Below are 25,368 nucleotides of genomic sequence, written 5' to 3' on the forward strand. Positions count from 1 at the left end.
GGGTTTCGCCCCCCGGGCCCCGTTTACCGCGCCGCCGCGGGGGTTCGTGCGGGGGTCCGCGGGCCGGGGGCGGGGGGGGGGGGGCCCGCCGGGGGCGGGGGGGGGGGGGGGGGCGGCGGCCCCGCCCGACCCGGAATGGCAGCTCCAGCTGCTGGCGGGCATCGGGGACTCCTCCTCGCTCCGGTGACGCCTTGTGCCACGTCGGTTCGATGAGCGATCGACATCCAGCTGATGACGCGGCCACTCCGCCGGCCGCGTGGCGGCGTTTTCTCGTCGGCTGATGGTGGCGTCGGGTATGGGAACTGTCTGAATGCCTCGGCTGGGCTGCGGGGTCACTGAGAGAGCGGCGCCTTTTTCGATTTCTGGCCGATGTCGGGGTGGAGTCCGGAGCAGAGCAGGTCGAATGCCTGGACCGCCGCTGCGGCGACGCTGTCGCGGGCGTCAGCGGGTGGCTCGCCGGACAGGATGCGTCGTTGCAGTTCGCGCAGGGCGGCCCGATGTGTGCCGGCGATGGCTCCTGCGAGGAGCGTGAGTGTCGGGTGGCTGTCCGGGTTCTCCCCGGTGACGGTGTTCGGCGGGTGTTCGGCCAGGGCGCCGGCCAGCACATTTTCGGCGCGTTCGCCGATCTCGCGTTCGCGTGCGCGCAGTGCGGAACTGCCGTGGATGACCTGCCAGAACCTGGGCGCGTCGGGGTGGAGTCCCAGTGCGGGGTCGTCGTGCCGCAGTGCGGTCAGGAGGTCGTCGCGGATGGCTTCCACCGGGCAGGTGCCGGGTGCGCGGTCGCGTACCAGTGTGGCGAGATGGCCCTCCACCTCTGCCTGGCGATCGAAGAAGAGGTCTTCCTTGGCGGGGAAGTAGTTGAAGACGGTGTTGGTGGAGACGCCTGCGTGCCGAGCCACCTCGGCGACCGTGACCTGGTCGAAGCCGTGCTCCAGGAAGAGGGGCAGGGCGGCGTCGGCGATCGCCGTGCGGGTCTGCTGCTTCTTGGTCTCTCGAAGGCCCATGCCCAGATGATAGTGTCACCACAAAGTTGTGGTGACACCAAAATTCTAGGGCGGGACAGGTATGACCTTGCACTTCGGCATCTATCCCGGCGGGATCCTGGGCGACGACCGGGGCATCGTCCACCCGGTCCGCCCGGATGCGCCGGACCGCATCACCGAGGCGCTCGACACGCTCCAAGGCGACACGGCCACCCTGCTGGTGCGCGCCTATCAGTCGTTCGCCGCCACCGTGACGCCGCTCGAACCGTCCACGCCCGCCCACCCCGAGACGTATCTCGAACGGGGCCGCAAGCTGGACCTCGTGCTGCAGTTCCGTGAGCCGACCGGCAGGCTGGAGGGCTGGCTGGAGTTCGTCCGCGAGGCCGTCCGCGCCGGTGGGCCGCACCTGGCGTCCGTCCAGATCTGCGAAGAGCCCAACGCCGATCTGCCCGCGGTCGACGGCAGCACCCCCAACGTCCTGAACGCGCTCGTCGAGGGGGTCGTCGCGGCCAAACAGGAGGCCCGGACCCTGGGGCGCAGTGTGGCGGTCGGCTTCAACGCCGTGCCGACCTTCAACCCGGCCGACACCTTCTGGCCCGAGCTCGGCGCCCTGGCCGACGACCGCTTCCGGCAGAGCCTGGACTACGTCGGCCTGGACTTCTTCCCGGACGTGTTCCGCCCCGTTCCCGCCGAGCAGTTGACGCAGGCGGTCACCGCGGTCCTCACCGCGTTCCGGCGCACCGACCTGCACAGGGCCGGCATCCCCGGCAGCGTCGCGATCCGTGTCTGCGAGAACGGCTGGCCCACCGGCCCGGGCCGCGACGAGCAGCGACAGGCCGCGGTCCTCGAAACCGTCGTACGGACCGTGGCCGCCCTCTCCGCCGACCTGAACATCGACGGATACTCGTTCTTCGCCCTGCGAGACGCCGACAGCGCCGCCGAGGGACTCTTCCACCACTTCGGCCTGCTGCGCGACGACTACACCCCCAAGCCGGCCTTCGAGACGTACCGGCGCCTCATCGACGAACTGAGCGGTCCGCCGGTCACACGGCACTGAGCACGGCGCCGGAGGAGAACTGTGTCCTGAACCAAGCGGAGCCGGCGAACTGCGCCTCGGCCGACGGCCTGGGCCCGGTCACGCAGGGTCGGCTCGGCGAGGATCCTGGCCACATGGGTCTTCGCCGTCGCCTCGCCCAGCGTCAACTCCCGGGTCGGTTCGGCGTTGGACGGGCCCTTGCCCATGGGAGTCGGCACCTCACGTTCGCGCGGCGTCAGTACAGCGAGGTCACGGTGGACGGCAGGGGGTGTCGAGCCAGGAGCGGTGCTTCGCCGGTGTCGACCAGGCGTACGGCCGCGTGACGATCTGATCCGCGGCAGGGGAGAGACTGCCTCACCGGGCCCGGAGGCAGAGGGCGGCGGACACGGCACGACGGGTGAACGAGCAGAGACGGTGGCGCAGTTGTCAGTGCGTGAGGACGGTGACGGGCGGGGACGGCGCGGTACCCCGGCCGGTGCCGCGAACCGTGCAGCAGGCGTGCGGCGATGGGGGCGGCCCGCGATAATGGGGCCTGTCGTGAAAGGTGTCGGGGAGGCGGGAGCGCCTGGTGTCGTTACGGTATTACCTGTATGTGAGCGACAGTAAGGTCGACATGCTGCTGGCGCAGATCGATCCGGCACTCCGCCAGAAGCGCACCACGGAGGTGAACGTCAGCCTCAAGGTCGTCGGCGGCAAGCGCGTCGTCGAGGACACAGGGGAAGAGGAGCGCGGCGCGCGGCTGGAGCGGCTGGTGCGCTTTCTGGGGGACCAGGAGGAACTCGGGACGGTCGACGATCCGAGGCGGTTCTTCCGGGGGATGCTGCGGCTGCGGTGGGGTCCGTTCCCGGCGGATCCGAGCCTGGTGTGGTTCGGCGGGTCGAGCGTGCGCACGGTGGTGGGGCTGGGAGGTTCCGCCCATCACGTGCTGGGTTCACCGCCGCCGTCGGAGCCGGTGCTGCCCAGGTCGCTGACACCCTCGCTGCTCGCCGGCCTGGCGAGCGACCCGCAGATCCAGGCGCTGGTCGGGATGATCGCCGCCGAGGAGGAGCGGCCGGTCCGGACGGGAACACCGGCGGCCGCGCAAGCGGTGCACCGGGCCAACGAGCTCATGCCCGGTCCGGGGCAGCGGGTGGAGTTCGTCGCGAAGCGTCTGCTGCATGTGCCCGGAGCGCCGGACGCCGGGCCCGCGGTCCTGCTCGGTACGCCCCTGTACGTCGCGCTGGTGGACTAGCGGTGTGGGCCCCGGGAGAGGTCGTGCTCGGCGTCTACGAGGTGCGGGAGGTGATCCGCACCGGCGGGATGGGCCTGGTCCACCGGGTCCGGCACCGGGAGTGGGACGTCGATCTGGCGGTGAAGACGCCGCGGCCGGAACGGGTCGCCTCCCCGGCCGACTTGGCCGACTTCGAGAACGAGGCGGACGCGTGGGTCCGGCTCGGCGCCCACCCTCATCTGGTCAACTGCGTCTACGTGCGGCGCATCGAGGGTCTTCCCCGGGTGTTCGCGGAGTGGGTGGACGGCGGCACCCTGGCCGACGCGGTCCGCGGCCGGCGGCTGTACCGCGGTGGCCGCGGGGCGGCGCTCGGCAGGATCCTCGATGTCGCCGTCCAGGCCGCGTGGGGTCTGGAGCACGCGCACCGACGCGGGCTCGTCCACCAGGACGTCAAACCCGCCAACCTGATGATGGCCGGCGACGGCACCGTCAAGGTCACCGACTTCGGTCTGGCGCGGGCACGTCCGTCGACGGCGGGCCCGGATGCGGCCGGGCAGGGAACGGACCCGTCGGTCACCTTCGCCGGGATGACGGTGGCCTACTGCTCTCCGGAACAGGCGCGGGGCGAGCGGCTGAGCGCGGCGAGCGATGTGTGGTCATGGGCGGTGAGCGTGTGGGAGATGTTCGCCGGCGGACCACCGTCCCGTTTCGGGCAGGCCGCCGCCCGGGTCTTCGAGCAGTTCCTCATGGCGCGCACCGACGATCCTGTCGTCCCGTCCATGCCCGAGGCGCTGACCGAGACGGTGCGACGCTGCTTCGCCACGGACCCCGCAGACCGGCCGGCAGGCTTCGGTGAGATCGCCCGGGAGCTGACGGAGATGTTCGCCGATGCCACCGGCGAGCCCTATGCGCGTGAACAGCCCACCGAGGCCCAGCTCCTGGCGGACGGCCTGTCCAACCACGCCCTTTCCCTGCTGGATCTCGGCGACCCCGAGCGGGCCGATGAACTGTGGGACCGCGCGCTGCAGGCCGAACCGCGCCATCCCCACGCCACGTACAACCGGGGCCTGCGGCGGTGGCGTGGGGGTGCCATGACCGACCGGGATCTGATCGCCGACCTGGAGGGGGTCCGCGCCGGCCAGGGCGGCCGGGAGATCGGCCCCTACCTGCTGGCCCTGATCCACATCGAGCGGGGCGACAGGGACAGCGCCGTGCGGCTGCTCGGAGAGCTGCCGGACACCCCCGATGTCGTCGCGGCCCGCGCCGAGGCCGACCGGCTGGCCCCCGCGCGGCCGCCCGCGGTCCTGCAACGCAGCACCCTGATGCGGCGGCCGGTGTTCGCCGTCAGTGCCGACGGGCACCTGGCGGTGGTCTCCCACCGGATGCGTGACCTGCGCGTGTGGGACCTCGACATGGTCCGGCCCGTGCGGGTGCTGGCGGGGCACGAGGCGCCCGTGCAGTCCGTGGCGATGAGCGCGGACGGCCAGGTCGTGGTCTCCGCCGACGAGAGCGGCCGGATCCTGCTGTGGGACATCACTGACGGCCGGTGCCGGCGCCGCTGGAGCCTGCCGTCGCAGGGCGTGGAGTCGGTTGCCCTGAGCGACGACGCCGGGACGGTGGCGGTGTCGGGGGCCGACGGGTCCGTGCGGCTGCTCGGGGACACCGTGCGCCTGCTCAGCGAGCCGTTCGAGAACCACGGACATTCGTTCGGCGCCGCCCTGACGGTCGTCGCCGGCGGGGAGAGGGTGGCGGCCTTCGACGGACACCGGTGGCTGCTGCGCATGTGGGACGTGCGCAGCGGTGAGCTGCTGGGCGGCATGGACCGGCTGAACCGGCGCTTCGCGTTCAGCGCGGACGGCCGTCACGCCCTGGCGCTCACCGAGGGCGACACCGTACGGCTGATCGATCTGACGACCATGGCAGTACGGGACCTGGGCAGCTCGGAGGCGTGGGGCGGCGGCCCGGTCGCTGTCAGCGGTGACGGGCGGATCGCACTGTCCACCGACTACCGGTTCGGACTGCAGCAGTGGCTGCTGGAGGGCAACCGGTGCCTGTCGACCGTCGAGGACGCCAGGGGGAGTGAGGCCGCGGTCAGCGCGGACGGCCGGGTCGCCCTGCTCAGCATTCCCGACGGCGAGTCGGTGGGCGTCGTCCGGCCGGCGCCGGCCGGTCCGGCGGCGCCGTGGAGCTACGCCCGCCCCGGCGCCCCCTCCCATCTCATCGAGGACGCCCGCACCGCAGCCGCCGGCCTGGAACGGGCGGCCGCGCTCCTCGACACCGGACACACCGCACAGGCGTTCGAGCAGCTCCAGGCCGTCCGAGCCCTGCCCGGCTACCGGCGCCATCCCCGGCTGCTGCCCCTGTGGCACCGCGCCGGCGCACCCGGCCGCCGCTCCGTTTTCGCGGGGGCATGGCGCACCCGGACGTATCAGCGCCTGGCCCGGGGCCCCGCGGCGTTCACCCCGGACCTGCGCCAGGTGGTGGCGGGTTCCTACTTCGGCGTCGTCACTGTCCACGACCTGCGGACCGGCCAGGCCGCACAAGCCGACGAAGAGCACGGCGCCGAGGTACGGCAGACGGTGCTCTGCGCCGACGGCCGGCACGCTCTCACCACGGACACGCGCGGCAGGCACATGGTCTGGGACCTGGCAACCGCCCGCAGGACGGCGACCCTCCACCGGCCGGACGGCGCTCCCTTGCAGCTGGACCCGCCGGACGGCCCCCTGACTCTCTCCCACCACGGCGGCGGGCTCAGCATCCTGTGGGACCGCTCGGCACAGCGGCCGTTGCACGCGTTTCCCGGCCCGGGAGACCGCACGGCCGTCGTCTCGGGAGACGTCCTGGTCACCGTGACCGACGACGGACGCACAGAAGTCTTTGACACCCGGGACGGACGGGCGCTGCTCACCGCGCGCCTGCCGTTGTCCGGTGACACCCTGCGTGCCGTGGCCACTCCGGACGGACGCGTCGTGGCGGCCGCCCACGGCCCGTTCAGCACCCCCGGAATCGTCTGGGTCTGCCACGCGGACCTGCCCCGAGTGCTGGAACTGACAGCCGGTGCGGACGCGGTCACCTGCCTCGCGCTGACCCCGGACGGCACTTTGCTGCTGACAGGCACCCTGGACCACACGGTACGGCTGTGGGACGCACGCACCGGCAGCCTGGTGTGCTCCCTGGAAGGCAACACCACACCGGTCTTCGGCGTGGCGCTGTCCGCGGACGGCTGCCACGCCGCCTCGTGCGACAACGTGGGCACGGTGCTGTGCTGGGACCTGGACTGGGAGTACACCCGCCCGCCCGGATGACCGGCGGGAGGCCACGGTCGCGGCGGTCCGGTCCTGGCCCTGTCCTCGACCGGTGCGTCCCCGTCTGCTCGGTTGCCGTGGCCGGGCCGTAGCGCCGTTCGGTGCATGCCTGACTCACCGTCGCTGAGGCTATGGTCGTACCTGGGCAATCCATGAATTTCTGCCCGAAAAGTCCGCCTGATCGTCAAGGTGTCAAGGGCTCGGCCTGAGGACGGACCGGGCGGCAACCGGAGTCAGCCGGTACCCGTCGACTGCAGCAGGTGTCCATCCTGTCGCCGGGGCGGTGCACCGGGGCCGGAGCGGCGCTTCGTTCTGCCGTTGCCGCACCGGGCCGGCAGCTTCCGCAGGGATGGTTCGCCTCCGGACGGACGGTTCCGGGTGCGGATCCGTCCCTGCCCGGTGACGCTGGCGGCATGGTTCCTGTGACTCCCGCCGTGCTCTGCCGGAGCGGTGAAGGCGACGGCCGGCGGGTGCGCACGGAACGCAGGGTCCTCGGCCGGGCGTCCCGACTGATCGAGTGAGGGCGGCTGACCGAAGAAGCAGGAGTTACGACGAAGGAGGCAGCCGTGACTGTCCGTACCTACGTGTCGACGACCGTCCTGAACGACCGTCTCGACGAGGTCCTCCACGCGCTGGAGGACCTGGACCCGGATGCGATCGTGGGATCCGCCAACCGCTCGGACGATCCCGACACTCCCGCTGGGGTGTCGGTGTCGCTGGCCGGTGACGTCCGGGAAGCGGTCGAGGAACAGCTCAAGGTGTTTCCCGACCTGGACTGCGACATTGATGTCCGGGACAGCGAAGATCGGTGAGAGGTCCGTGAGGACGGACCTGGCAGTCGCCGCGCTGCCCGTCTGCGGCAGCGGCACCGGCCTTGAGGGCGTGCCGTCCGACAGGGACGGCACGACGAAGGTGCGTCTCAAGCCCCGGGAGCCGGTGCGCGCGGAGCTGCCCGCGGCGGCTGTGGTCGATCACGCCGTGCGGAGTGACGACGGTGAGCCCGTCGAGGGTCCGGCAGGTGATCGGCACCAGGCTGCAGCGACCCGAGTCCTGACGCGGCATGCAGGCCCTTCCCCTTGGCGGAACCGGTGCTTGCGAGCCTTGCCCGCAAGCCCGGTGCCTGCCCCGAGGAGGTGCGAGAGATCTGCACGGGGTTCCGGACGGTGTGGCCGGAGCACGGGGGAGGACGCTGACGCTTCGCAGTGTCGGCGGCTGCGACCCTGGGCAGAGCCGACGCCTGTCGTCGTCACGGTTCCCGTCGGGCCACGGACATGGCCCAGATGACGAACCCGTACAGCGCGATCAGGGTGATCGACCAGAACGGGTAGTACGGGATCGTCAGGAAGTTGGCGATGATCAGCAGTCCCGCGATGAGGACGGCAGCGACTCTGGCCCATGTCGCGCGCGTGAAGAGGCCGGCACTGACGGCCATCGCGATCACTCCGAGGGTCAGCTGGATCCAGCCCCAGCTGGTCAGGTCGAACTTGAAGACGTAGTTCGGGGTGGACACGTAGATGTCGTCATTGGCGATCCCCATGATGCCCCGGAAGAAGTCCAGGATGCCGGCGATGAACAGCAGGACTGCGGCGAACGTCACCAGTCCGCCGGCCACGGCATCGGCTGTGCCCGAATGACGGCGGGTCGTGGTCGTGGTCATGGCCGCTCCTCTTTCGTCGTTGTCGTCGGTTTGCCGGCGCGGTGCGGCGCCGCAATCCACGGGTGACTTCCGAGCATGCGCGGCGGGCCGGGGCGGCTGATCACCCGTGCCGGGTGATCTGAGGTCCGGCACGCCGTGTCTTTGACACCCTCTGCACCCGCCGTGTCCGCGAGGGGTGCGAGAGCGGGCCGGACGCCCTGTGACGGGTGGCGTCGGCCCTGCACGACGACCCCGGGTACGTCTTCGCCACGCGTTTCGGCGAGGGCCGGCCCGCGGTGGCGCTGCTGCTGGGGTACGACGCCTTACCCGGTCTGGGACATGCCTGCGGGCGCAACCTGATCACCGCTGCCGGGCTGGGGGCGGCACTCGCTGTCCGCACCGTGCTCGGGCCGGGCGGTGCTCCGGGGTCGCACTTGCCCCGCCCGCGCCGGGGGTGTATTCGGGTTCGTCGGACATCGCCGATGTCAGAGTCCGGGTGCCGGCCACACGCTTGAGCTCGCTGCCGCGGCGGCTTCGGACCGGGCCCGGGAGTGCCGCCGGTGTCGCGCGCCGAGCCGGGACGGAAGCGGTACTCGGCTGCTGCTCGGTCGATGACGGTCGCCTGAGAACCTCGGTCACCGAGGGAAGGGCGCCGAGAACTTTCTGGCCGCGCTGCAATCGGTCCACGGTTCTCGGTCCGGCGGCGCATGGTCTGTGGATCCTGGACACTTGTCCGTCTGTGAGGGTTCCCGCATCTGGCGCCGGCTGAAGGAGCGCAAGGCGGACCTGCTGGACTGCACCACCCTGTGCGTCTTGTGCGCCTCGTTCGGGTGCGGCTTCGGGGCGGTGGCCCCGTCGTTTCGCTGTCCTCGGTCAGCTGTCGCCGGCCTCCGCGCCGGCGCGCAGGTCGAGGATCCAGTTCTGGCCGACGAGATCGTGGCCGTAGCTGTGATGGCGCTCCTCGTCGGTGAGGGTGAAGCCGAAGCCCTGGTAGATCTTGCGTGCCGCGGTCAGTACGTCGTTGGTCCACAGGGTCACCTGCTCGTAGCCGGCCTCGCGGGCGAAGGCCAGGCACGCCGCGACCAGACGGGTGCCGAGGCGAAGGCCGCGGCCTTCCGGGGTGACGAGCAGGATCCGCAGTCTGGCGACCTTCGGCTGCTCGCCCGTGACGAGGAAGACGCAGCCCACACGCCGGCCGTCGACCTCGGCGATCCAGCCCGCTTCACGGGCCGGGTCGTGGTCGGCGCCGTAGTCGGCGACGATCCTGGCGACCAGGGCCTCGAAGTCGGTGTTCCAGCCGAACTGCTGGTGGTATGCCTCGCCGTGGGCCATCACCACCCATCCGAGATCGCCGGGACGGTCGGCGCGGCGTACGACGACGTGCTTGTGGTCCTGCTGCGGCATGAGCTGCTCTCCTGGCCTCGTGATCGTTCTGCACGCGTCACTGAAACAGTTGTTTCAGTTAGGCTAGCCGCATGCCCCAGGAAGCGCCAAACCCCTCCGCCCGGCAGGTCGAGCTGCTGGAAGCGGCGTACCGGTACGCCCTCGCTCATGGCCTCACCGATCTGTCGCTGCGCCCGCTGTCCGAAGCGATCGGCTCCAGCCCACGAGTCCTGCTCTTCCTCTTCGAGAGCAAGGACGGCCTGGTGCGGGCGCTGCTGGCACGCGCCCGGGCCGACGAGACGGCGCTTCTGGACCGGGCCAGGCAGCCCGATCACCCCACCGGACTGGTGCCGGCCGTCGAGCGGGTCTGGACGTGGCTCGCCGCGAAGGAGCACCGGCCGCTGCTGAGGCTGTGGGCCGAGGCGTACACGCGCTCCCTCGTCCAGCCCGACGGGCCCTGGGCCGGTTTCGCCCGCGCGACGGTTCAGGACTGGCTCGGCGTCCTGGCCGACTGCCAGCCGCCGTCGGAACGTGACAGCGAGGTCGGCGCCACCCGCCGCACCCTGGCCCTGGCCGTACTGCGAGGCGCCCTGCTCGACCTCCTCGCCACCGACGACGAGAGCCGGCTCACCGCGGCCGTCGAGCACCAGCTCGCCTTGCTGCGCGACGGCAGCGCGAACGGCGGCTGACGGCCTGGCCCACCCGACGCCGGCCCCACTCCCGTCCCTTCCGGCGCGGACTTCCGCCAGGGGATGGGGCGTCGGCAGGGACGGAGGTCCCGGAACCGATGTCCGGCGTGGTGCGCCGGAACGAGGACGGACACCTGCGGACGCATCGCGCCCCGGGGCGAGCGCGTGCACGACGAGCGGACCGGTCACACCGCCGATACGGCTTTGGCCGAACTGCGCAGGAAGCCGGGCCGGCCCGGGCTCGCTTCACCGGGAAACAGAGCTTGCCACCCGGACCCGGCTGGGCCGTACGACGGTGCAGCAGGCGTTCCAGGCCGACGGGTCGCCGTCGTCGGCGCAGACGGTGACGGCGGTGGTGGGCGGGCTGGGATTGCGGGCGGAGGAGGCGCCGCGGCCGCAGTCGGCGGCGGGCCGGCGAACGGGCGGGGCCGGGTCGGCCGGCCGGGCAAGCGGGATCCGTCATCTCTGCCCGGATCGTGGTGAGGCGCGGAGGTGTGATCCGTACATGGTCCACACCTGCCGACAGTCCTGCTGCCCGTGACGGGTCGTCACCGGCGCACGGTGGTACACGGCAGCCACAGGTTTCACTCCAGCTGTGAGATTGCCCCGAGCTCGGCCGCACACCAACTCAACCATGCAGCAGTGCGATTGCAGCACTGCCTCCGAGACCGGCTGCCGGCCCTCCAGCGCGAAACCCTTCGGAAGGTTCCGTGGCGATCTCGCGGCGGACGGCCCGCCCTGGGGACGGTCGGCGAACCGGTGCCCCGGCGGCCGTGGCGAGCCGCACGGCCCCTCTCCCGGAGCGGGCTCCGGCTCGGGTGCAGGGCCAACAGGGGCAAGAAAGTGGCCGGTTCGGGGGGCCTGCGGTCCTGAATCCGCCGATTGCGCGGGCACGGACGTAAATTCACGCCTCCGGGTTCTCCTCCGTACGTACTTTCTCTGTCCGCCCGGAGTAGCAGGAAGTCTGCCTCACAGTTGGATTCGCCGCGTCCACGGACGCGAAATCGTCGTTCCGTCCTGGAAGTTGAGAGGAAGGAACGGCACTCGTGCGGATTGGACGCATGGCACCCTTGCTTGCCGTGGGGGTCACGGCAACACTGGTCCCCGCTCTCGCTCCGTCGCCGGCATCCGCGGCAGCACCGCTGAAGGCATTCGAGAACCAGAGACCGGCCTGGCACCGTTGCGACGCTTCTTTGCCCGCCGCGTTCCAGTGCGGGACGATCAAGGTCCCGCTCGACTACAGCCACCCCGAGGGCAAGACGATCAAGCTGGCCATCTCACGCATGAAGACCAGCGTTCCCGGCAAGCGGCGTGGTGCGCTTCTCTTCAACCCCGGTGGTCCGGGCGGTGAAGGACTGGAGATGCCGGCCTGGATCAAGGACGGGTTGCCCAAGCAGGTCCGCGAGCAGTACGACCTCATCGGGTTCGACCCGCGGGGCGTGGGGCGCAGCAGCCCGGTCACGTGCGGGCTGACGAGCGCGGCGGAGGAGAACATCGAGCACTCCTACAAGCCGGAGACGTTCGGCAGCACCGTCAAGTGGGCGCGGACCGTCGCCGACAAGTGCCGCGCCAGGAGCGGCGACGTCCTGCCGTACATCACCACCCGCAACACCGCCCGCGACATGGACGTCATCCGCGCCGTACTGGGCGAGAAGAAGATCTCCTACGTGGGCTACTCGTACGGCACCTATCTGGGCGCGGTCTACTCGCAGATGTTCCCCGGACGGACCGACCGGTTCGTGCTGGACAGCGCCGTGGACCCCGCCCGGGTGTGGCGAGGCATGATCCAGGTCTGGGCGGAGGGCAGCGAGCCCGCGTTCACACGGTGGACCAGATGGACCGCCCAGCGCCACCGCACCTACAAGCTCGGTGACACCGCGGCCAAGGTGAGGAAGACGTTCTGGAAGCTGGTCGAGCGGGCCGACCGCGATCCGATCGAGTTCGACGGCCAGAAGGTCAGCGGGGACGACATCCGCGCCGGCCTGCGCCCGGTCTTCTTCAGCCCCGAGGCCGCGGCCGAGGCGGTCGTCGACGTGAAGAGGGCCGCCGAGGGCCGGACAGTTGCACGGCCCTCGGTCCTGTCCGGCGGCGCGCGGGAACCCCGCCGCTTCGCGGCTCCCGCCGCCGGAGCACCGGTCGACAACGGAACCGCCGCCTTCTGGACGGTGGTCTGCGGCGACACCGCGGCATGGCCGCGCGACCCGGAGCAGTACCGGCGTGACGCGATCCGGAACAAGGGCAAGTACCCGTTGTACGGCGACTTCGGTTCCAACATCGTGCCCTGCGCGTACTGGGGGAAGCCCGCCGAGCCCGCCACGAAGGTGAACAACCGCGTGGGCCTGCTCATGGTGCAGAACCAGTGGGACTCCCAGACACCCCTCACCAGCGGCCTCGGCATGCATCGCGCGCTGAAGGGCTCGCGCCTGGTCTACGTCAAGGGCGGTGAGGGCCACGGTGTCTACACCACGGACCCGCGCTCGTGCGCCGACCGGAACATCAACTCCTACCTGAGCACCGGAAGGCTGCCGGCAGGAGACGTCACCTGCAAGCCTGGCCAGTCCGCGGGACTGAACCAGGGCATCGCCCCCGTACCGCCCCAGGAACCGGGCGCGCCCCGCTTCTGAACACACCCTGCCGGGGAACGACGGCCGGGCCTGTCAGGCCCGGCCGTCGTGCGGAGCACCTTTCGGCACTTTGCTGCTCTCGCGCAGCGCGCCGGGCCGTCATGGGCTGGCTCCCGGCGGACGAGGAGCCGTCACACGATGCCTGCGCGGCGGGCGCCGGTGAGCCGGGCCGGGAATTCCTGCAGCAGCCGGTCGAAGAGGCGGCCCTCCCAGGTGGTCGGCGCAAAAGGCCCTCAGGAGCTTGCCTGGGCCGCGCGGGCGCGCTCACACATCACGCGGACGAGTTCCTCGGCCCGCTGCTCGAAGTCGGGCAGGTCACGGTCGGGTCCGTAGTGCATCTGGAGGACAACGGTACCCACACGCGCCCGCGCCATCAGATGCTGCCCGACCTGGCTGGGATCCGCGAGTTCCGAATCCTCGTACGTATAGGAGGCCATCGTGCTTTCGTCGCCCCACTTCTTGGCGGGATAGGGCGACTCGCGGTAGCCGGCCGGGTTCTGCCGCGCCTTCACGATGTCGGTGTATCCCCTCGCCGCCGTCTGCGCGTTCGGGCAGGCGTACACCTCGAAGCGGAGCTTGACGTCGCTGCGGCCGTTCCCGTCGGCGCCACGGTAGTCGGCCCGGCCCGCGTGGCACTTGCTGCCGTCCTCGACGAAGGGCGGCCTGTCCATGGTCCATTTCCCGGGCAGGTCCGACAGCCCGGGAAGCATCCGCTCGGTCTCGGCCGCACTCAACGCCCTTACGGCGGTGCCGGGTTTGCCTTGTTCCTCTTCTCCGTTGTCCGCCGAGGCGTCGGAGAAGAGGCTGACACCGCCGTAGACGATCAGTGCGACCAGGGCCAGGACCACGACGACGAGCCCCACCGTGGCGCCGGTCGAACCGGGCTTGTTGACGGTGATCGACCCGAGCGCGATCTGGCTGCCGCGGACCTTGCTCCCGTGGAAGGTCACGCTGCCGCTTGTCTGCGCCGTCGAAGTGTCCAGATGCATTGCCAGGGTCCGCTGGAGATCAGGGTCCTCCCGGACCTCCCCGCGCAGTGCCGTCACCGCCTCGTCCCGGGCCCGCGGATCGCCTGGTGCCGCCTCCAGTTCCGCAAGCGCGGTCTGCCCGCGTCTCGTACTGCCCAGCCGTTCGCGGACCACGTGAACGACCGCGGCAGCACTCTCCTGTCCGAAGTGCGTGGCGGTGCCCGTCACGGTCGCGGCCAGAACACCGATCGCCACAGCTGCCAGGTCTTCCATGGCACTCCCCCCGTGTCATGCGTTCACTCCGGGAACATGGTGTTCCCCGGGCGCGGGAGGAGCACACAGTTCCGCAGGGGAGTCCGAAAACAACCGCGCCGTTCGCGGCTCTCTCAGGCGTGGACCGGGAAGGACGCCTGGAACGCCAGGCGAGCGTCGGCGTCATCGCCGATGCGGGAGAGGACTTCGTCGAGTGCGATGAACTCCTCCCACGCCGCCCGCCCGGTTGCTTCGGCCAGCAGGGCAACGACGAGATCCTCCAGGCCGGAGACGCGTTTGTTCTTCCAGATCTTGTCGGCGGGACTGACGAGCAGGTCCTCCGGACCGACACGCGACTCCGTCCACGACGCATGTGTCGCGGCGAAGCGGGCGAGCTCCGGGCTCGTCCCGCGGCCGAGCAGAAGAGCCTGTCCAGCCTCCTCGTGCGCCGATCCGGGCCCGGAGAGCTCGGAGACGTGCACGGTCTTCCCGATGTCATGTGTCGCGGCTCCGAAGAGCACCGCCTCGCGGTCGAACAGCAGGGCTGGGCAGCGCTTCTCCATCCAGTCGACCAGCTGGTGCGCGACATCGTGAACGGCTCGCAGGTGAGCTGTCGGCCGCGGCGGACTCCCCAGCTCGATCAGAAGCTCCACGACGCAATCCGGCAGTGGGCGCAGCGGCGGGTCGACGGTGCAGCTCATGGCCCTCGACAAGGCGGCTTCGGTCGTCACCGTGTCAGGGTACGGACCACGGCCCGCCTTTGTGTCCGTCAGCCGTACGTCGGCGTACACATCGAAGAGGCCATCGAGGGCAGGGCCGGGGGTGGTGAGCGTGCGCAGGCCGGTGGCGGGTGCGGTGGTCATGCTGTCGGCCTCCTGTCCGCTGAACGATGACGGTCGAATGACGCAGCGCTGACGCCGTCGTCGTACCTTCGAACCAGACGGACGGATCTGTCTGGGCGGTGCCTTGAGCGCGCAAGCGGCTGCCCGGAACTTTGCCGGCGTAACGACGTGACCGCTGCAGCGGCGTACGAACCGTGAGGCGTGGAACGGCCATGGCTGTCCCTGGTGAAGGTGGGGTGATTCCCGACACGTGAGAAGAGGAGAACGATGGCTGAGAACCGGTACCGCCCCGGCTCGTCCTCATGGCGTGCGTATGTCTCACCGCGAAGAAGTGCGGTACCGAGGTCTCTTCCCCCGATTCCACATAGAAGACGCGCAGTTGGGTGAGTCGGGGTGTCGGGGGCCCTGGAGGCTCTTCGGCCGTCTGCCAGGGGGACTCATGGGTGACATGATCGGTGCGGGCGAAATCGTCAGTGCTGTGAGCAATGTGCTGGTCGCAGGAATGCAGTACCGGCAGGCAGCTGATGATCGAAGGGCCGCCGCCACGGAGCGCCGGGAAACGCAGGCGCACGAGGAGGAGCTCGAACGGCTGCGGTCGGACAACCTTCGTGAGGAAGCGCGGCTGAAACGCCAGCTGGCCCAGGAGCAGGCCAGTCGGCAGGAAGCCGATCGGCGTACCCAGGTACAGATGAAGATCGATCTCAAGTACTACCCGTTCCACGGCCTTCCCGGCAGCATCCGTGAGAATCTCGAACTCGAGTATCGGGATCTTTCACAGAAGCCGCTGCTGGCCCTCCTGATGCCGGACGCGCACCAGGAGGGATCCCCCTGGCACGGACTCCGCGGGCGTGTGAGAGGGGACCTGGGATCGTACGAGCAGTCGGACCTGCTCCGGGTGCTGTTCACCGACCGGCATTTTGCATGGCCGCACGCCCGGCTCTACGACAACGACCTGCGAGATCTGCCCGCACTCATCATCGAGACTTCACACGACATGTACCTGCTCGACGTGCGCATCGGCGGCTGTCACCTGAACGCAGGCCGCGGAGGCAGCCGGATCCAGGCCAGTCAGCAGGTCTATGTCCTGAGGTTCCCGGCCCGGACCGCGTGGACGCCGGAGCGCGTGGAGACGCTGAACAGGACGGCGAGTGCACGCGAGGCGTTCCCGCTGCCGATGCCGACGAGCGACGCCGAACTGATGGAGGTCAACCGCGAACTGGCAAGCCGTATTGTCGCGTTGTGCGTCGTCGCCGCCATGGACGGGTTCCATCTGCTCCACCGGCAGACGTACGACGAGCACTTCGACAAGGCCGCCGAGGCCACCGGCTTGTGCGACGACGACTGGCCTGTCGACCTGGGCGTGCCCGCCCATATGGCTGCAGATCCCACATACCACCTGCTGCACATCGCGGAGCGCCACCTCGGGCGTGGCGCAACCCGGACGGCGCTCGACACCGTCACCGAAGCCGTCGGGCAGTCTCATTCGGCATTCCTGACGGACAAGCACCGGGACAAGGCCCGGTACCTGCTCGGCCGGCTGCCGGAGACGAACGACACCCGGGCGCTGCTGACCCGGCTCGACGCCCGTTCGAGGGCTGCTCCCGCTCCCGCCGCCGCGTCGCACCCTGTGCGGCCGACGCGCACTGCGCCGGGTGCGCACTCCCGCGACCTGTACGACAAGCATGAATACGACCCCGCCGGCGATCCGCTCGGAACCGGGGACGGGGTGACCTGATGAACATCGTGATGCTCGGACACAGTCAGGCCGGCAAGACGACCTACATGGCGTTGATGTACGGCACCTTGAACAGCGGCTCGTACGGCTTCGAAGTGCTCTGCCAGGACAGGGCCCAGCACAAGCACCTGCTCCGCGCGGCTCAGGCCGTACTGCGCGGGGACTATCCGCCGCCGACGGACCACCGGCAGGTGTACGACCTGAAACTGCGGCACGGGCTGAGCGATCTGGTCGACTTTCGTTGGCGCGACCACCGTGGCGGCGCGCTCACCGAGCGGTCCACCTCGCAGCAGTCGGCGGACCTGCGCCGTGACCTGCTCGCGGCGGACGCGCTCGTCGTCTTCGTCGACGCGTACGAGCTGATCGCCACGCCCCGTGGGGCACGCAAGGTCAGAACCCTCATGGCGCCGATCACGGCGGCGCTCGCCGACAGGACGACGTTCGTGCCGCTGGTCATCTCCCTGACCAAATGCGATCTGCTCGGCGAGGACCACGACACCGGGCGGCTCAACAGTGCCTTCGACCCGCTCATCAACGCCGTCCGGCAGAGCCCGTACGTGTACGGAACCATCGTCGAGCTGGCCTGTGGCCCGCGACCGCGGAACATCGTGGGCCCGGTGCTCTTCTGTCTCTACTGGGCCATCGCGAAACGCGCCGAGGAACTCGACAACGAGATCGAGTCCGCCATGCAGCAGGCAGCCATGTACCAGGCACAGAACCATCTGATGGGGCGGTGGCTGGCGGCCTGGCGGGGCGAACCGCACCCCGGGCACAGCGCCGCCGAGATGCTGGGTCGGGCGCAGGCCCAGTACGCACAGCTCGAGCCGCTCATCGAGCCGGGTCAGAAGCTTGAGGAGCTGTTGGACGAGCTGCCGGTGTTCTGAAGCCAAGCACCATGCCACAGAGCTGGGGGCCATGCTGTGAGTACCGATGAGATCGACGAGATCACCGTCACCATGCTCGGCCCGAGTCTCTCGGGCAAGACGACCTTCCTGCTGGGGATGTACTCGGTCCTGTCGGCAGGTCTGGACGACTACTTCCTGCACGCCACCGATCCGGACCAGGATCTCGATCTGTCCGAGGCATGGGACGCGCTGGTCGACGACGGAATGCTGCCGCCCCCTACCGCGGCAGATCAGCTGAAGTCGTACTCCTTCGTGTTCCGGGAGCACCTCAACCCGCTGCTCTCCGTCGACTGGCTGGACTACCGCGGCGGCGCCCTGGACGACAAGGTGCGCGGCGAGGACAGCGACTCCTCCACCCTCATCGCGCGGCTGGATCTGTCGGACGCGGTCTATCTGGTGCTCGACGGCAGGTACCTGCGGGATCCGGTGACGTCCAACACGGTCAGGCGGGTGCAACGCGCCACCAAGGCCCAGCGCATGACCTACTTCGTCCAGCAGACGATCGACATCCGGCGGAAGACCGGCCGGCCTTATCCAGTGATCGTCGTCCTGGTGACCAAAGCGGATCTGGTCGCGGAGGCGCGTTTCCCGACCGAAGCCGGCGCCATCCTGGATCAGCTGGTGGACGACGTCAGGGGCGTGCTGCCGATCTGCTTCCAGCCGGGTGTCACCACCCTCGTGTGCCCGGTGATGCTGGGTCACTTCGGTGCCGAGGAGAACCAGCACGTGGACCCCCAGGCCGTCCGTCCCATGAGTCTGCACAAGCCGCTGCTGTTTTCCCTGCTTCGCTACCTGGAGGAGATCGGCCTCGAGCTGCAGGAGACGGAGGCGGAGCTCCGTGAGGAGGTGCGCCTCCGTGAGCGGGAGGCCGCGGACCACCGTCCCGGCTTCTGGCGGAAGGGCAGTCATCTCGAACTGGCCGAGGCCGTGAGAAAGGCCCGCAAACAGGCGGAGGAGATCGCCCGGATCAAACAGCTGACCCGAGAATTCCAGGAGCGTGTCGCGCATGAGCTCAAAGACCTTCCCGTCTTCAAGGACGGAGTGAGGATCAGCAATGTCTGAGCCGGACGAGCCGCGACGGCCGGGGGAACCCGACGAGCACCCGGGTGCGAGCGAGGCCGCCCCCCACCGGTGCGAGCGGGAGGGTCCGGGCAAGGACATATGGACCCCCGTGGTCTACGGACGCACCAGACGGGCGGACCGCTGGTGGCGCGCGGTTCCCGCGGACGTGGAACCGGACTGGCTGGCCGCCGTGATCACAGGAGTCACGGCAGGTGGCCGTGACCTGGACCAGGGGCCGCGGTTCCTGCTCGCCCAGAACCGGAGCAGTCGGCTGGTCGGGGTCGCCTGCCGTGCCGCGGAGATCAGCACCTCCATGAACTCCGACGGTTCGCGCCCCCTGTACTGCTTCGTCGGCTGGTGCGCGCCGCTCGCCGGGGCCGACGGCGAGGGGCCGGCATTGGGCGAACTCCGGGACCGCTACGCGCACTGGGCGGCCCTCGTGTACGAGGAGTGGATGCGGGCGGACTGGGAGACCCACCCGAGCAGGCTGCATCAGCCGCATGAGCCGCCGCCGGGTCCTGCGCCGTGGACGGCGGCCCGGACCGAGACGGCGGTTCCCTCGCGGCCTGTGCCGGAGAGCGGCACGTTCTGGTCGGCGGACGAGATGTTCTGGCCGGCGGACGACGCCGATGTCCCGTGGCACATGGCGAAGGACAGCAGGCTCCCCTGCACGGTGTCCATCGGCTGGCGCCGGGCCCGAGACGCACAGGCGTTGACCGGGACACGCTCCGTCGTCGTCGCCGAGGACATCAGCGAGCCGTCGACGGCCCCCCTCCCTTCCCCGTCGCCTTCCGAGTCCTCACCGCCGCAGCCCGGCACGGCGCCCTCTGCGCCGAATCGCGATCCCCACGAGGACGGTCGTCCGCCGGGCGGCGAACCGGCAGACCCGCCCCAGGGCCGGCCGACCGGCCGGAGCGGAACGCCGTCCGTTCCTCCGGCGCTCCGGCCGACTCCCGTGCACGATTCCCGACACCGTCTGCCGGCAGACCCGAAGACCGGATTCGCCCTTCCTCCGGGGCCGGTGCGTCCGGGGTCACCGGTCGGGGAGGAGCGGGAGGAGCGCGGCAGACGAGCGTCACGGACCACACGGAAGGACAGGGCGCCGCACTGGTCCCCTCTCCTCAGCCTCAGGGAATGGGGCCGCAGGGCGAGGCGAAAGGACTCGTCGCCGGGTGACAGGTCCCGGAACCGACCGCGTCCGGAGGACGACGAGTGGTGAGACCGGCCGACGGTCGTTCCGCACCCGGCGTCATGGACGAGACCCTGCCTCGCCGGGAGCACTGAGCTCCTTCAGTTGCCGCTCCGCAGCGGTGAAGGGGTCTCAGGAGTCGACCACACCCTGATCGGCAGGACGGCTCCATCGCCGTGGCGGACGTCTACGCGGCTCGTCCGGTCGGCTGCCTGGTCCCCGCCAAGCTGTTCAACGATGATGATGGCGACCTCGAAGAAGTCCTGCCGTATCCGGCAACGCAGCGATTCAGGGCGGACTCCTCGGCTCTGACTCGCGTCCATGTCCTCTTCGCCAACGAGAACGCACTGGACAAAGAGTGGGGCAACCAAGACATCCGCGGACGCGTTTGGTTGCGCAATGCGGGCAGCCAGGGGAGCGCTGACGACGAACGGTACACGGACAACACCGTGGAGAACGATGCCCAGTGCTGCAGCCGCAGTCGCGCTGTCGGTGCCCGGGTGAGTGCGGTCGCCCTGCTTGGCGGCAGTGCCGAGGTGCGTCAGTCGAGTCCCAGCTCCGCCTTGGCAGACGAATGGAGTCTGTCGAGCTTGCCGACCAGCCCGTTCCGTGTGTTCCTCGGCAGGAAGCCAGGCCGCTGCCCGCGCTGTTCGGCGGTGAATCGGTCGATCTTCTGCATCGCGAGCCGGTAGGCATGGGCCAGTTCGGCCAGAATCGCTGCGCGGGCCGTGGCATCCAACGGCATGCCGTCACGGTGCTGCTCCACGATGCTCTGGAACTGCCTCTTGGTGTCTGCAAGGTTCATCGCGTTGAGACCTCCAAGGCTGTCGAAGGCGACGGAAGGGAGCACCGGAGCGATGGCAGTGTAGAGGTGCATCCGCGGCCATGGGGGTCGGTGGCCGCGGAGGCGGTAGTGGCTGAGGCGGGCGCGGCCGTCGTCCGCTGTCGGTCCATGACGAGCTGACCGGGACCCGCCTCTTCACCACCGACGCACCGACGAAGGAGGCCCGTTGGGCGAGCTGACCAGCAATCGCATTCGTGCCACCGCCGTGAAGCTCGGCCTGCTCGGCCTGCTTGGCGCGGAGGGCGATGGTGTGTTTCGCGCCCTCGCGGGCGGCGGCCCAGGAGTCAAGTCAGTAGGACCTCGGCTGTCACTGCGATTTTCGGGCATTTCCACTGTCTGGTGTCTTGAACCTTGATTCCGGACTGTCTGGGTCGAAATCCAGTCACGCGCATAACTTCCAGTTACTGATCTTTGACTGTCCGTATAGATTCTGCCGTGGTTTCGGGCGTCTCGTGATGGCCCGGACCGGAGACTCATCCACCGGATCTGAAGGGGGAAGTCACATGGCTGACATCGATCTCGGAGTGGCGACGGACTGGGATGAGGGGGAGACTCACGGCCGTATCCGGCTGCGGGAGAGCCAGGTCTACCCGGGTTCGCCGAAGAAGGACGTGCTCATCAGCTCCCCGGTGAGCATCGAGCTGTCCGTGAACACGAATTACTCCAGCTCGCAGGAGGCGGACAAGATCTACTTCACGACCCACCACGGCTCGACGAAGAAGATCATCGCGGTGCTCGACTCCGACGGCAACCTGCACATCGCCGGGCGCCTGATCACCGAGCAGAAGGACCTCCACTACTGAGGCAACCCTTCTGGGGCAACCTCGTGGCGGGCGACGAGGCCGTGTCATCGCGTGAGCTTGTCCGCCTTCCGCCCGCACGGCACAAGGGCCCGCACGACCGGTCAGGTCGGCGGGCCCTTCTCGTTGCCGACGTCAGCCGCGGCCGGTGTCGGGGAGCTGTTCGCGCACGGCCTGGTGCTCCTCGGTGCAGAGCGGGCAGCGACTGCGCGGGCGCTGATGCAGGGGCCGTGGCGGTCCAGTGCAGCGGTGACGGTGCAGGGGAGGACCATCTCACCGGCCCCGTCGTCGCTGGGGGAGACGGCCGGCCGGAAGCGGGCCGTCGTCCCCTGGAGGGTTGTGGTGTGTCGGTGTCTTCCTGTGCGACGTCCACCGCTGCGAGTGGCAACCGGACCTGGCTGGCGGCGTGTTCGTCTGCGGCGACGCGCCCGAGCCTCGTGCGCTGGAGCCGCGGTTCATCGCGGAGCGCCTCATGTGGCACCTGGAGGCACCCGAGGCCGGCGAGCAGGGCGGCTCATGACCACGTAGGCGACGGAACCTTGAGCCCCTGTGCCCCTGGAGATCGCGCACGGTGACCAGTACTCGGACGGATGCAGGAAGGCGGTCACGCAGGACCTCGCTCACCCCGCAGGTACGCTCCCGCGCGCGCTGCGGCTGCGGCGGCCTCGGCGGCCTGGTCCGCGGCGGCTTCGTCGAGACGGTCGCCCGTGGTCAGCAGGCGGTAATAGAGGGGGGCGGAGACGGCACGGATGACCTCGTGGACGTCGGTGCCCTCGGGTACCTCGCCCCGCTCGACGGCTTGCTGGACGCAGGGCGCCCACTCCTTGACGCGGACGTCGTAGAAGCTGTGCAGGGCCTCGGCTGTCTTGGCCTCGCAGGTGGCGGCGGCGATCACTGCCTTGAACAGTGCTCCTTGCCGCGGGTCGGCCAAGGTGCGCTGCACGAGCCGGGCGTTGGCCTTGAGATCGCCGAGCAGCGAGCCGGTCTCGGTGCGCGGCAGTGACTGCTCGGCCATGTCCACAAGCAAGTCGGCCACCAGGCTGGTCACCGTTCCCCAGCGGCGGTAGACGGTGGTCTTGCCCACCTCGGCGCGGCGCGCGATGTCGGCGAGGTCCAGGTGGGCAAAGCCGTGCTCCGCCAAGGCGTCCCCAGCCGCTTGCAGCACCGCCGACCGTACCCGCGCCGTGCGCCCTCCAGGACGGACGGTCCCCGGATCCGCACTCTCAAACCCCATAACGGGACTCCAGTTTCGTTAATCGCTCACGTCTGCTACGTTGAGGAACACGTTAACGGAACTCCAGAACCATTAGCCAGTCAGGTGGCGCGAGAGGAACAGTCATGGAATACAGGCGACTGGGTGCATCCGGCCTCATGGTCCCCGCACTGAGCTTCGGTGCCGGCACCTTCGGCGGCCAGGGGCCGTTGTTCGGCGCCTGGGGCAACACCGATGCGCAAGAGGCGCGCCGCCTCGTGGACATCTGCCTGGACGCCGGGATCACGATGTTCGACACCGCCGACGTGTACTCCGGCGGCGCCTCCGAAGAGGTGCTGGGCGAAGCGATCAAAGGCCGCAGGGACCGGGTGATCGTGTCCACCAAGACCAGCCTGCCGATGGGTGACGGTCCAGGCGATGCGGGCTCCTCCCGTTCACGTCTGATCACCGCGTGCGAGGACGCCCTGCGCCGGCTCGGTACCGACTACCTCGACCTGTTCCAACTGCACGCTTTCGACGCCGGCACGCCGATCGAGGAAGTCCTGTCCACGCTCGACGATCTCGTACGAGCAGGAAAGGTCCGCTACCTCGGCATCTCCAACTTCTCCGGATGGCAGGCGATGAAGTCCCTCTCGATCGCGGAGAGGTACGGCCATCCACGCTATGTCGCCCATCAGGTCTACTACTCCCTCATCGGCCGCGACTACGAATGGGAACTGATGCCCCTCGGACTGGACCAGGGCCTCGGAGCCCTCGTCTGGAGCCCCCTCGGCTGGGGGCGGCTCACCGGCAAAGTCCGCCGAGGCCAGCCCCTGCCGGCCAACAGCCGACTGCACGACACCGCGGACTACGGCCCGCCGGTCGAGAACGAACACCTCTACCGTGTGGTCGATGCCCTCGACGAGATCGCTCAGGAGACCGGCAAGAAGATCCCGCAGATCGCCATCAACTGGCTGCTCCAGCGGCCGACCGTCTCCTCCGTCATCATCGGCGCCCGCAACGAGGAGCAGCTCCGCCAGAACCTCGGTGCCGTCGGCTGGACTCTCACGCCCGACCAGCTGGCGAAACTCAATGCGGCGAGCGACAAGGTGGCGGCCTACCCGTACTTCCCTTACCAGCGCCAAGAAGGCTTCGCTCGCCTCAACCCGCCGGTAGGTGATGTCGCGGTTCCGCCTGCTGCATGACGTGACATCGGTGGCTCTCGTGATGGGTGACCGTGACGGACATGTCCGCCGTGGAGAACACCAGATCAGACCCCGCGAACAGCGGCTCAGCCAAACACAAGGGTCGGCTTGGCACGGTTCTCGACGTCTTTGGCGCCGGTGAGAACACATACGGCATACGGTTGCTGGACGCCGAGACCGCGGATCCGATCGCCCTCGGGCAGAGGGCTGGTCATGCGGCTCGCCTCCACCCGGCCGTGCCCGGCCGCCCCGCGCGACGCCCGTTGACCGACGGGACCGAGGCCCCCTGGGAGGCCGAACGGGTCGACGACCGGCGGCTTGAGCTGCTGCGCGAGCAGTCGGCGACGGCTCCGCACGACGGAGGGGGCGTCGTGACCGGATGATTCCGGGGACCGCAAGGACGGCACGGCCACCGCGCACGTCGGCCGGCAGTGGCCGGGCCGGTAGGGCAAGACCGGCAGCGGCGTCGTCACGGTGACCACGGTGTGGACCGACGGCCACGTGTACTACCCGCTGCACGCGACTCCCTGCACCTCCGCCCGTCACTTCGCCCGCGGCCGCTCCGATCCGGCCTTCCGCACGAAACCGCAGCCGGCCGCCGCCCTCGCGGCCCGCGGGAAGGAGGCGGGCTCCGGCTGCCGGGCGGTGGTCGCCGACTGCGTCTGCTCAAGCCGGCGACGACTGGCACCTCGCCCTGCGCGAGGCCGGCCCGGCCCACGTGGCCGCCCTCGAGCCGCACCGCGGCACCTGGGCCCGGGCCGGCCAGCCGCACACTCCCGTCGAAGTCGCCCACGCCCTGACCTGGCGCGATGCCAGGCGTCCCGGCGACTGGACCCTCGTTCGGCGTCACTTCCTCGACGGGCACACCATGACCTGGTGGGCCGCCGACGCCCGCCTGGGCGGCTACGGACCCGACTCGCCCCGCCGGCTGGTCGTGGCCACCACCGCCCCAGCCGCATTGCCGGAGAAGGCCACCTGGTACCTGGCCATCGACCTGCCCCACCCCGACGCGGCCGGGCCGACTCCCAGGCCCGTTCCGACCGCGCCGTCCGCCGCCACCAGACCCTGGTCAACTGCGCCTTCTCCTTCTGCCGGGACCAACGGCTCGCCCCACCCGGCCCCCTGGAGACCACCGCGCCGGACCCATGCCCCGACGAGGGGTCAGAGAGGGGGGCCGGCCCTGCCTCACCGGCCCTGCCGGCCCAAGGGCTTACGAGCCATCCGTTCCTGGCTCACCCCCGCCGCCACCCTCACCCGGTGGTGGCGAGCCCGGACGGACACCGACCCGCCCTCCGAGCTCCAGGCCCTGACCGACGCGGTCACCGACGGACACGGCATCGACCTCCACCTCCGGATTCAACGAACTACCGGTAACGACGAATCTCTGACTCAGGCCACTGGTCGGTGCGGTGACCTGAAGGTTCACCGGGGCGCGATGTCCGGAACGCCACAACACCGCCGGGCGGCGAAACCGTTTCCCTTTCATGATCATCCGGCGCAGAATGCTC

General features: G+C 69.9%; 23 protein-coding genes and 1 pseudogene. 15 read left to right on the forward strand and 9 right to left on the reverse strand.

Translation table 11 applies throughout. From position 1 onward, the window contains the following. Positions 1–332 precede the first annotated feature (332 nt). Positions 333–1,004, reverse strand: coding sequence for a TetR/AcrR family transcriptional regulator (locus ACIQGV_RS10780; protein ID WP_402493084.1), 672 nt, complete (start codon positions 1,002–1,004; stop codon positions 333–335). A 61-nt stretch (positions 1,005–1,065) separates the two neighbouring features. Here ACIQGV_RS10780 and ACIQGV_RS10785 point away from each other — a divergent pair, with 61 nt between their 5' ends. Continuing rightward, positions 1,066–2,040: a hypothetical protein gene (locus ACIQGV_RS10785; RefSeq protein WP_402493086.1), complete on the forward strand. Its 975-nt coding sequence runs from the start codon at positions 1,066–1,068 to the stop codon at positions 2,038–2,040. On the opposite strand, the gene ACIQGV_RS10790 is transcribed toward ACIQGV_RS10785, so the two are convergent. After that, the gene (locus tag ACIQGV_RS10790) at positions 1,962–2,660 is read right to left on the reverse strand and encodes a LuxR C-terminal-related transcriptional regulator (protein WP_402493088.1); all 699 of its coding nucleotides are present in this window, start codon (positions 2,658–2,660) and stop codon (positions 1,962–1,964) included. The two genes, ACIQGV_RS10785 and ACIQGV_RS10790, sit on opposite strands and share 79 nt — an antisense overlap. On the opposite strand from ACIQGV_RS10790, the gene ACIQGV_RS10795 reads away from it, so the two are divergent. The 3 genes from ACIQGV_RS10795 to ACIQGV_RS10805 all read left to right on the forward strand — a co-directional run bounded on the left by ACIQGV_RS10795 (position 2,588) and on the right by ACIQGV_RS10805 (position 7,346). Continuing rightward, positions 2,588–3,250 carry a DUF7019 family protein gene (locus ACIQGV_RS10795; protein WP_402493090.1) on the forward strand — a complete coding sequence of 221 codons (663 nt, stop codon included), beginning with the start codon at positions 2,588–2,590 and terminating at the stop codon, positions 3,248–3,250. The two genes, ACIQGV_RS10790 and ACIQGV_RS10795, sit on opposite strands and share 73 nt — an antisense overlap. A 2-nt stretch (positions 3,251–3,252) precedes the next feature. Continuing rightward, positions 3,253–6,534 (forward strand): WD40 repeat domain-containing serine/threonine protein kinase, encoded by a 3,282-nt coding sequence (locus ACIQGV_RS10800; RefSeq protein WP_402493091.1) that lies wholly within the window; start codon positions 3,253–3,255, stop codon positions 6,532–6,534. Positions 6,535–7,100: 566 nt separating this feature from the next. Next, complete coding sequence (locus ACIQGV_RS10805; protein WP_402493093.1) at positions 7,101–7,346, forward strand: hypothetical protein; 246 nt, start codon at positions 7,101–7,103, stop codon at positions 7,344–7,346. Between the two features lie 434 nt (positions 7,347–7,780). On the opposite strand, the gene ACIQGV_RS10810 is transcribed toward ACIQGV_RS10805, so the two are convergent. Further along, positions 7,781–8,191, reverse strand: a complete 411-nt coding sequence (locus tag ACIQGV_RS10810; protein WP_402493094.1) for a hypothetical protein — start codon at positions 8,189–8,191, stop codon at positions 7,781–7,783. 242 nt (positions 8,192–8,433) lie between these two features. On the opposite strand from ACIQGV_RS10810, the pseudogene ACIQGV_RS10815 reads away from it, so the two are divergent. Continuing rightward, positions 8,434–8,577, forward strand: a pseudogene (locus ACIQGV_RS10815) (amidohydrolase); the annotation flags it as partial. Positions 8,578–9,043: 466 nt separating this feature from the next. Here the strand turns inward: ACIQGV_RS10815 and ACIQGV_RS10820 are convergent. Further along, entirely contained in the window at positions 9,044–9,574 is a 531-nt protein-coding gene (locus tag ACIQGV_RS10820) for a GNAT family N-acetyltransferase (RefSeq protein ID WP_402493095.1), read from the reverse strand. A gap of 71 nt (positions 9,575–9,645) precedes the next feature. On the opposite strand from ACIQGV_RS10820, the gene ACIQGV_RS10825 reads away from it, so the two are divergent. Continuing rightward, the gene (locus tag ACIQGV_RS10825) at positions 9,646–10,242 is read left to right on the forward strand and encodes a TetR/AcrR family transcriptional regulator (RefSeq protein WP_402493097.1); all 597 of its coding nucleotides are present in this window, start codon (positions 9,646–9,648) and stop codon (positions 10,240–10,242) included. Positions 10,243–11,303: 1,061 nt separating this feature from the next. After that, positions 11,304–12,866 carry an alpha/beta hydrolase gene (locus tag ACIQGV_RS10830; RefSeq protein WP_402493098.1) on the forward strand — a complete coding sequence of 521 codons (1,563 nt, stop codon included), beginning with the start codon at positions 11,304–11,306 and terminating at the stop codon, positions 12,864–12,866. A 233-nt stretch (positions 12,867–13,099) separates the two neighbouring features. Here ACIQGV_RS10830 and ACIQGV_RS10835 read toward each other — a convergent pair whose 3' ends face one another. Together ACIQGV_RS10835 and ACIQGV_RS10840 are read right to left on the reverse strand one after the other, a co-directional pair. After that, complete coding sequence (locus ACIQGV_RS10835) at positions 13,100–14,107, reverse strand: hypothetical protein (protein ID WP_402493099.1); 1,008 nt, start codon at positions 14,105–14,107, stop codon at positions 13,100–13,102. 113 nt (positions 14,108–14,220) lie between these two features. Continuing rightward, positions 14,221–14,787: a phosphohydrolase gene (locus ACIQGV_RS10840; RefSeq protein ID WP_402493205.1), complete on the reverse strand. Its 567-nt coding sequence runs from the start codon at positions 14,785–14,787 to the stop codon at positions 14,221–14,223. Between the two features lie 580 nt (positions 14,788–15,367). Between ACIQGV_RS10840 and ACIQGV_RS10845 the strand changes: the two genes are divergently transcribed. Genes ACIQGV_RS10845 through ACIQGV_RS10855 form a run of 3 tightly spaced genes read left to right on the forward strand, consistent with a single transcriptional unit; the run spans position 15,368 to position 18,630 of the window. Continuing rightward, positions 15,368–16,663 carry a hypothetical protein gene (locus ACIQGV_RS10845; protein ID WP_402493101.1) on the forward strand — a complete coding sequence of 432 codons (1,296 nt, stop codon included), beginning with the start codon at positions 15,368–15,370 and terminating at the stop codon, positions 16,661–16,663. Next, positions 16,663–17,547 carry a hypothetical protein gene (locus ACIQGV_RS10850; RefSeq protein WP_402493103.1) on the forward strand — a complete coding sequence of 295 codons (885 nt, stop codon included), beginning with the start codon at positions 16,663–16,665 and terminating at the stop codon, positions 17,545–17,547. The genes ACIQGV_RS10845 and ACIQGV_RS10850 overlap by 1 nt, the downstream gene beginning before the upstream one ends. Before the next feature lie 36 nt (positions 17,548–17,583). Beyond that, positions 17,584–18,630, forward strand: coding sequence for a hypothetical protein (locus tag ACIQGV_RS10855; RefSeq protein WP_402493105.1), 1,047 nt, complete (start codon positions 17,584–17,586; stop codon positions 18,628–18,630). A 492-nt stretch (positions 18,631–19,122) separates the two neighbouring features. Here ACIQGV_RS10855 and ACIQGV_RS10860 read toward each other — a convergent pair whose 3' ends face one another. Both ACIQGV_RS10860 and ACIQGV_RS10865 read right to left on the reverse strand, forming a co-directional pair. Then, positions 19,123–19,311: a hypothetical protein gene (locus tag ACIQGV_RS10860; RefSeq protein WP_402493107.1), complete on the reverse strand. Its 189-nt coding sequence runs from the start codon at positions 19,309–19,311 to the stop codon at positions 19,123–19,125. A gap of 1,049 nt (positions 19,312–20,360) precedes the next feature. Then, on the reverse strand, positions 20,361–20,696 hold the full coding sequence (locus ACIQGV_RS10865) for a hypothetical protein (protein ID WP_402493108.1): 336 nt from the start codon (positions 20,694–20,696) through the stop codon (positions 20,361–20,363). A 133-nt stretch (positions 20,697–20,829) separates the two neighbouring features. On the opposite strand from ACIQGV_RS10865, the gene ACIQGV_RS10870 reads away from it, so the two are divergent. The 3 genes from ACIQGV_RS10870 to ACIQGV_RS10880 all read left to right on the forward strand — a co-directional run bounded on the left by ACIQGV_RS10870 (position 20,830) and on the right by ACIQGV_RS10880 (position 21,983). Continuing rightward, on the forward strand, positions 20,830–21,018 hold the full coding sequence (locus ACIQGV_RS10870; protein ID WP_402493110.1) for a hypothetical protein: 189 nt from the start codon (positions 20,830–20,832) through the stop codon (positions 21,016–21,018). A gap of 148 nt (positions 21,019–21,166) precedes the next feature. Beyond that, complete coding sequence (locus tag ACIQGV_RS10875; protein WP_402493112.1) at positions 21,167–21,466, forward strand: DUF6342 family protein; 300 nt, start codon at positions 21,167–21,169, stop codon at positions 21,464–21,466. Between the two features lie 334 nt (positions 21,467–21,800). Continuing rightward, positions 21,801–21,983 (forward strand): hypothetical protein, encoded by a 183-nt coding sequence (locus ACIQGV_RS10880; protein WP_402493114.1) that lies wholly within the window; start codon positions 21,801–21,803, stop codon positions 21,981–21,983. Positions 21,984–22,067: 84 nt separating this feature from the next. Here the strand turns inward: ACIQGV_RS10880 and ACIQGV_RS10885 are convergent, their stop codons facing one another. Continuing rightward, entirely contained in the window at positions 22,068–22,697 is a 630-nt protein-coding gene (locus ACIQGV_RS10885; RefSeq protein ID WP_402493115.1) for a TetR/AcrR family transcriptional regulator, read from the reverse strand. 104 nt (positions 22,698–22,801) lie between these two features. Here ACIQGV_RS10885 and ACIQGV_RS10890 point away from each other — a divergent pair, with 104 nt between their 5' ends. Then, on the forward strand, positions 22,802–23,860 hold the full coding sequence (locus tag ACIQGV_RS10890; protein ID WP_402493117.1) for an aldo/keto reductase: 1,059 nt from the start codon (positions 22,802–22,804) through the stop codon (positions 23,858–23,860). Positions 23,861–23,901: 41 nt separating this feature from the next. Further along, positions 23,902–24,243, forward strand: a complete 342-nt coding sequence (locus tag ACIQGV_RS10895; protein WP_402493119.1) for a hypothetical protein — start codon at positions 23,902–23,904, stop codon at positions 24,241–24,243. Positions 24,244–25,368 lie beyond the last annotated feature (1,125 nt).

Source organism: Streptomyces sp. NPDC093094, from assembly GCF_044754345.1.
In the GTDB taxonomy this organism is placed as follows: Bacteria; Actinomycetota; Actinomycetes; order Streptomycetales; family Streptomycetaceae; genus Streptomyces.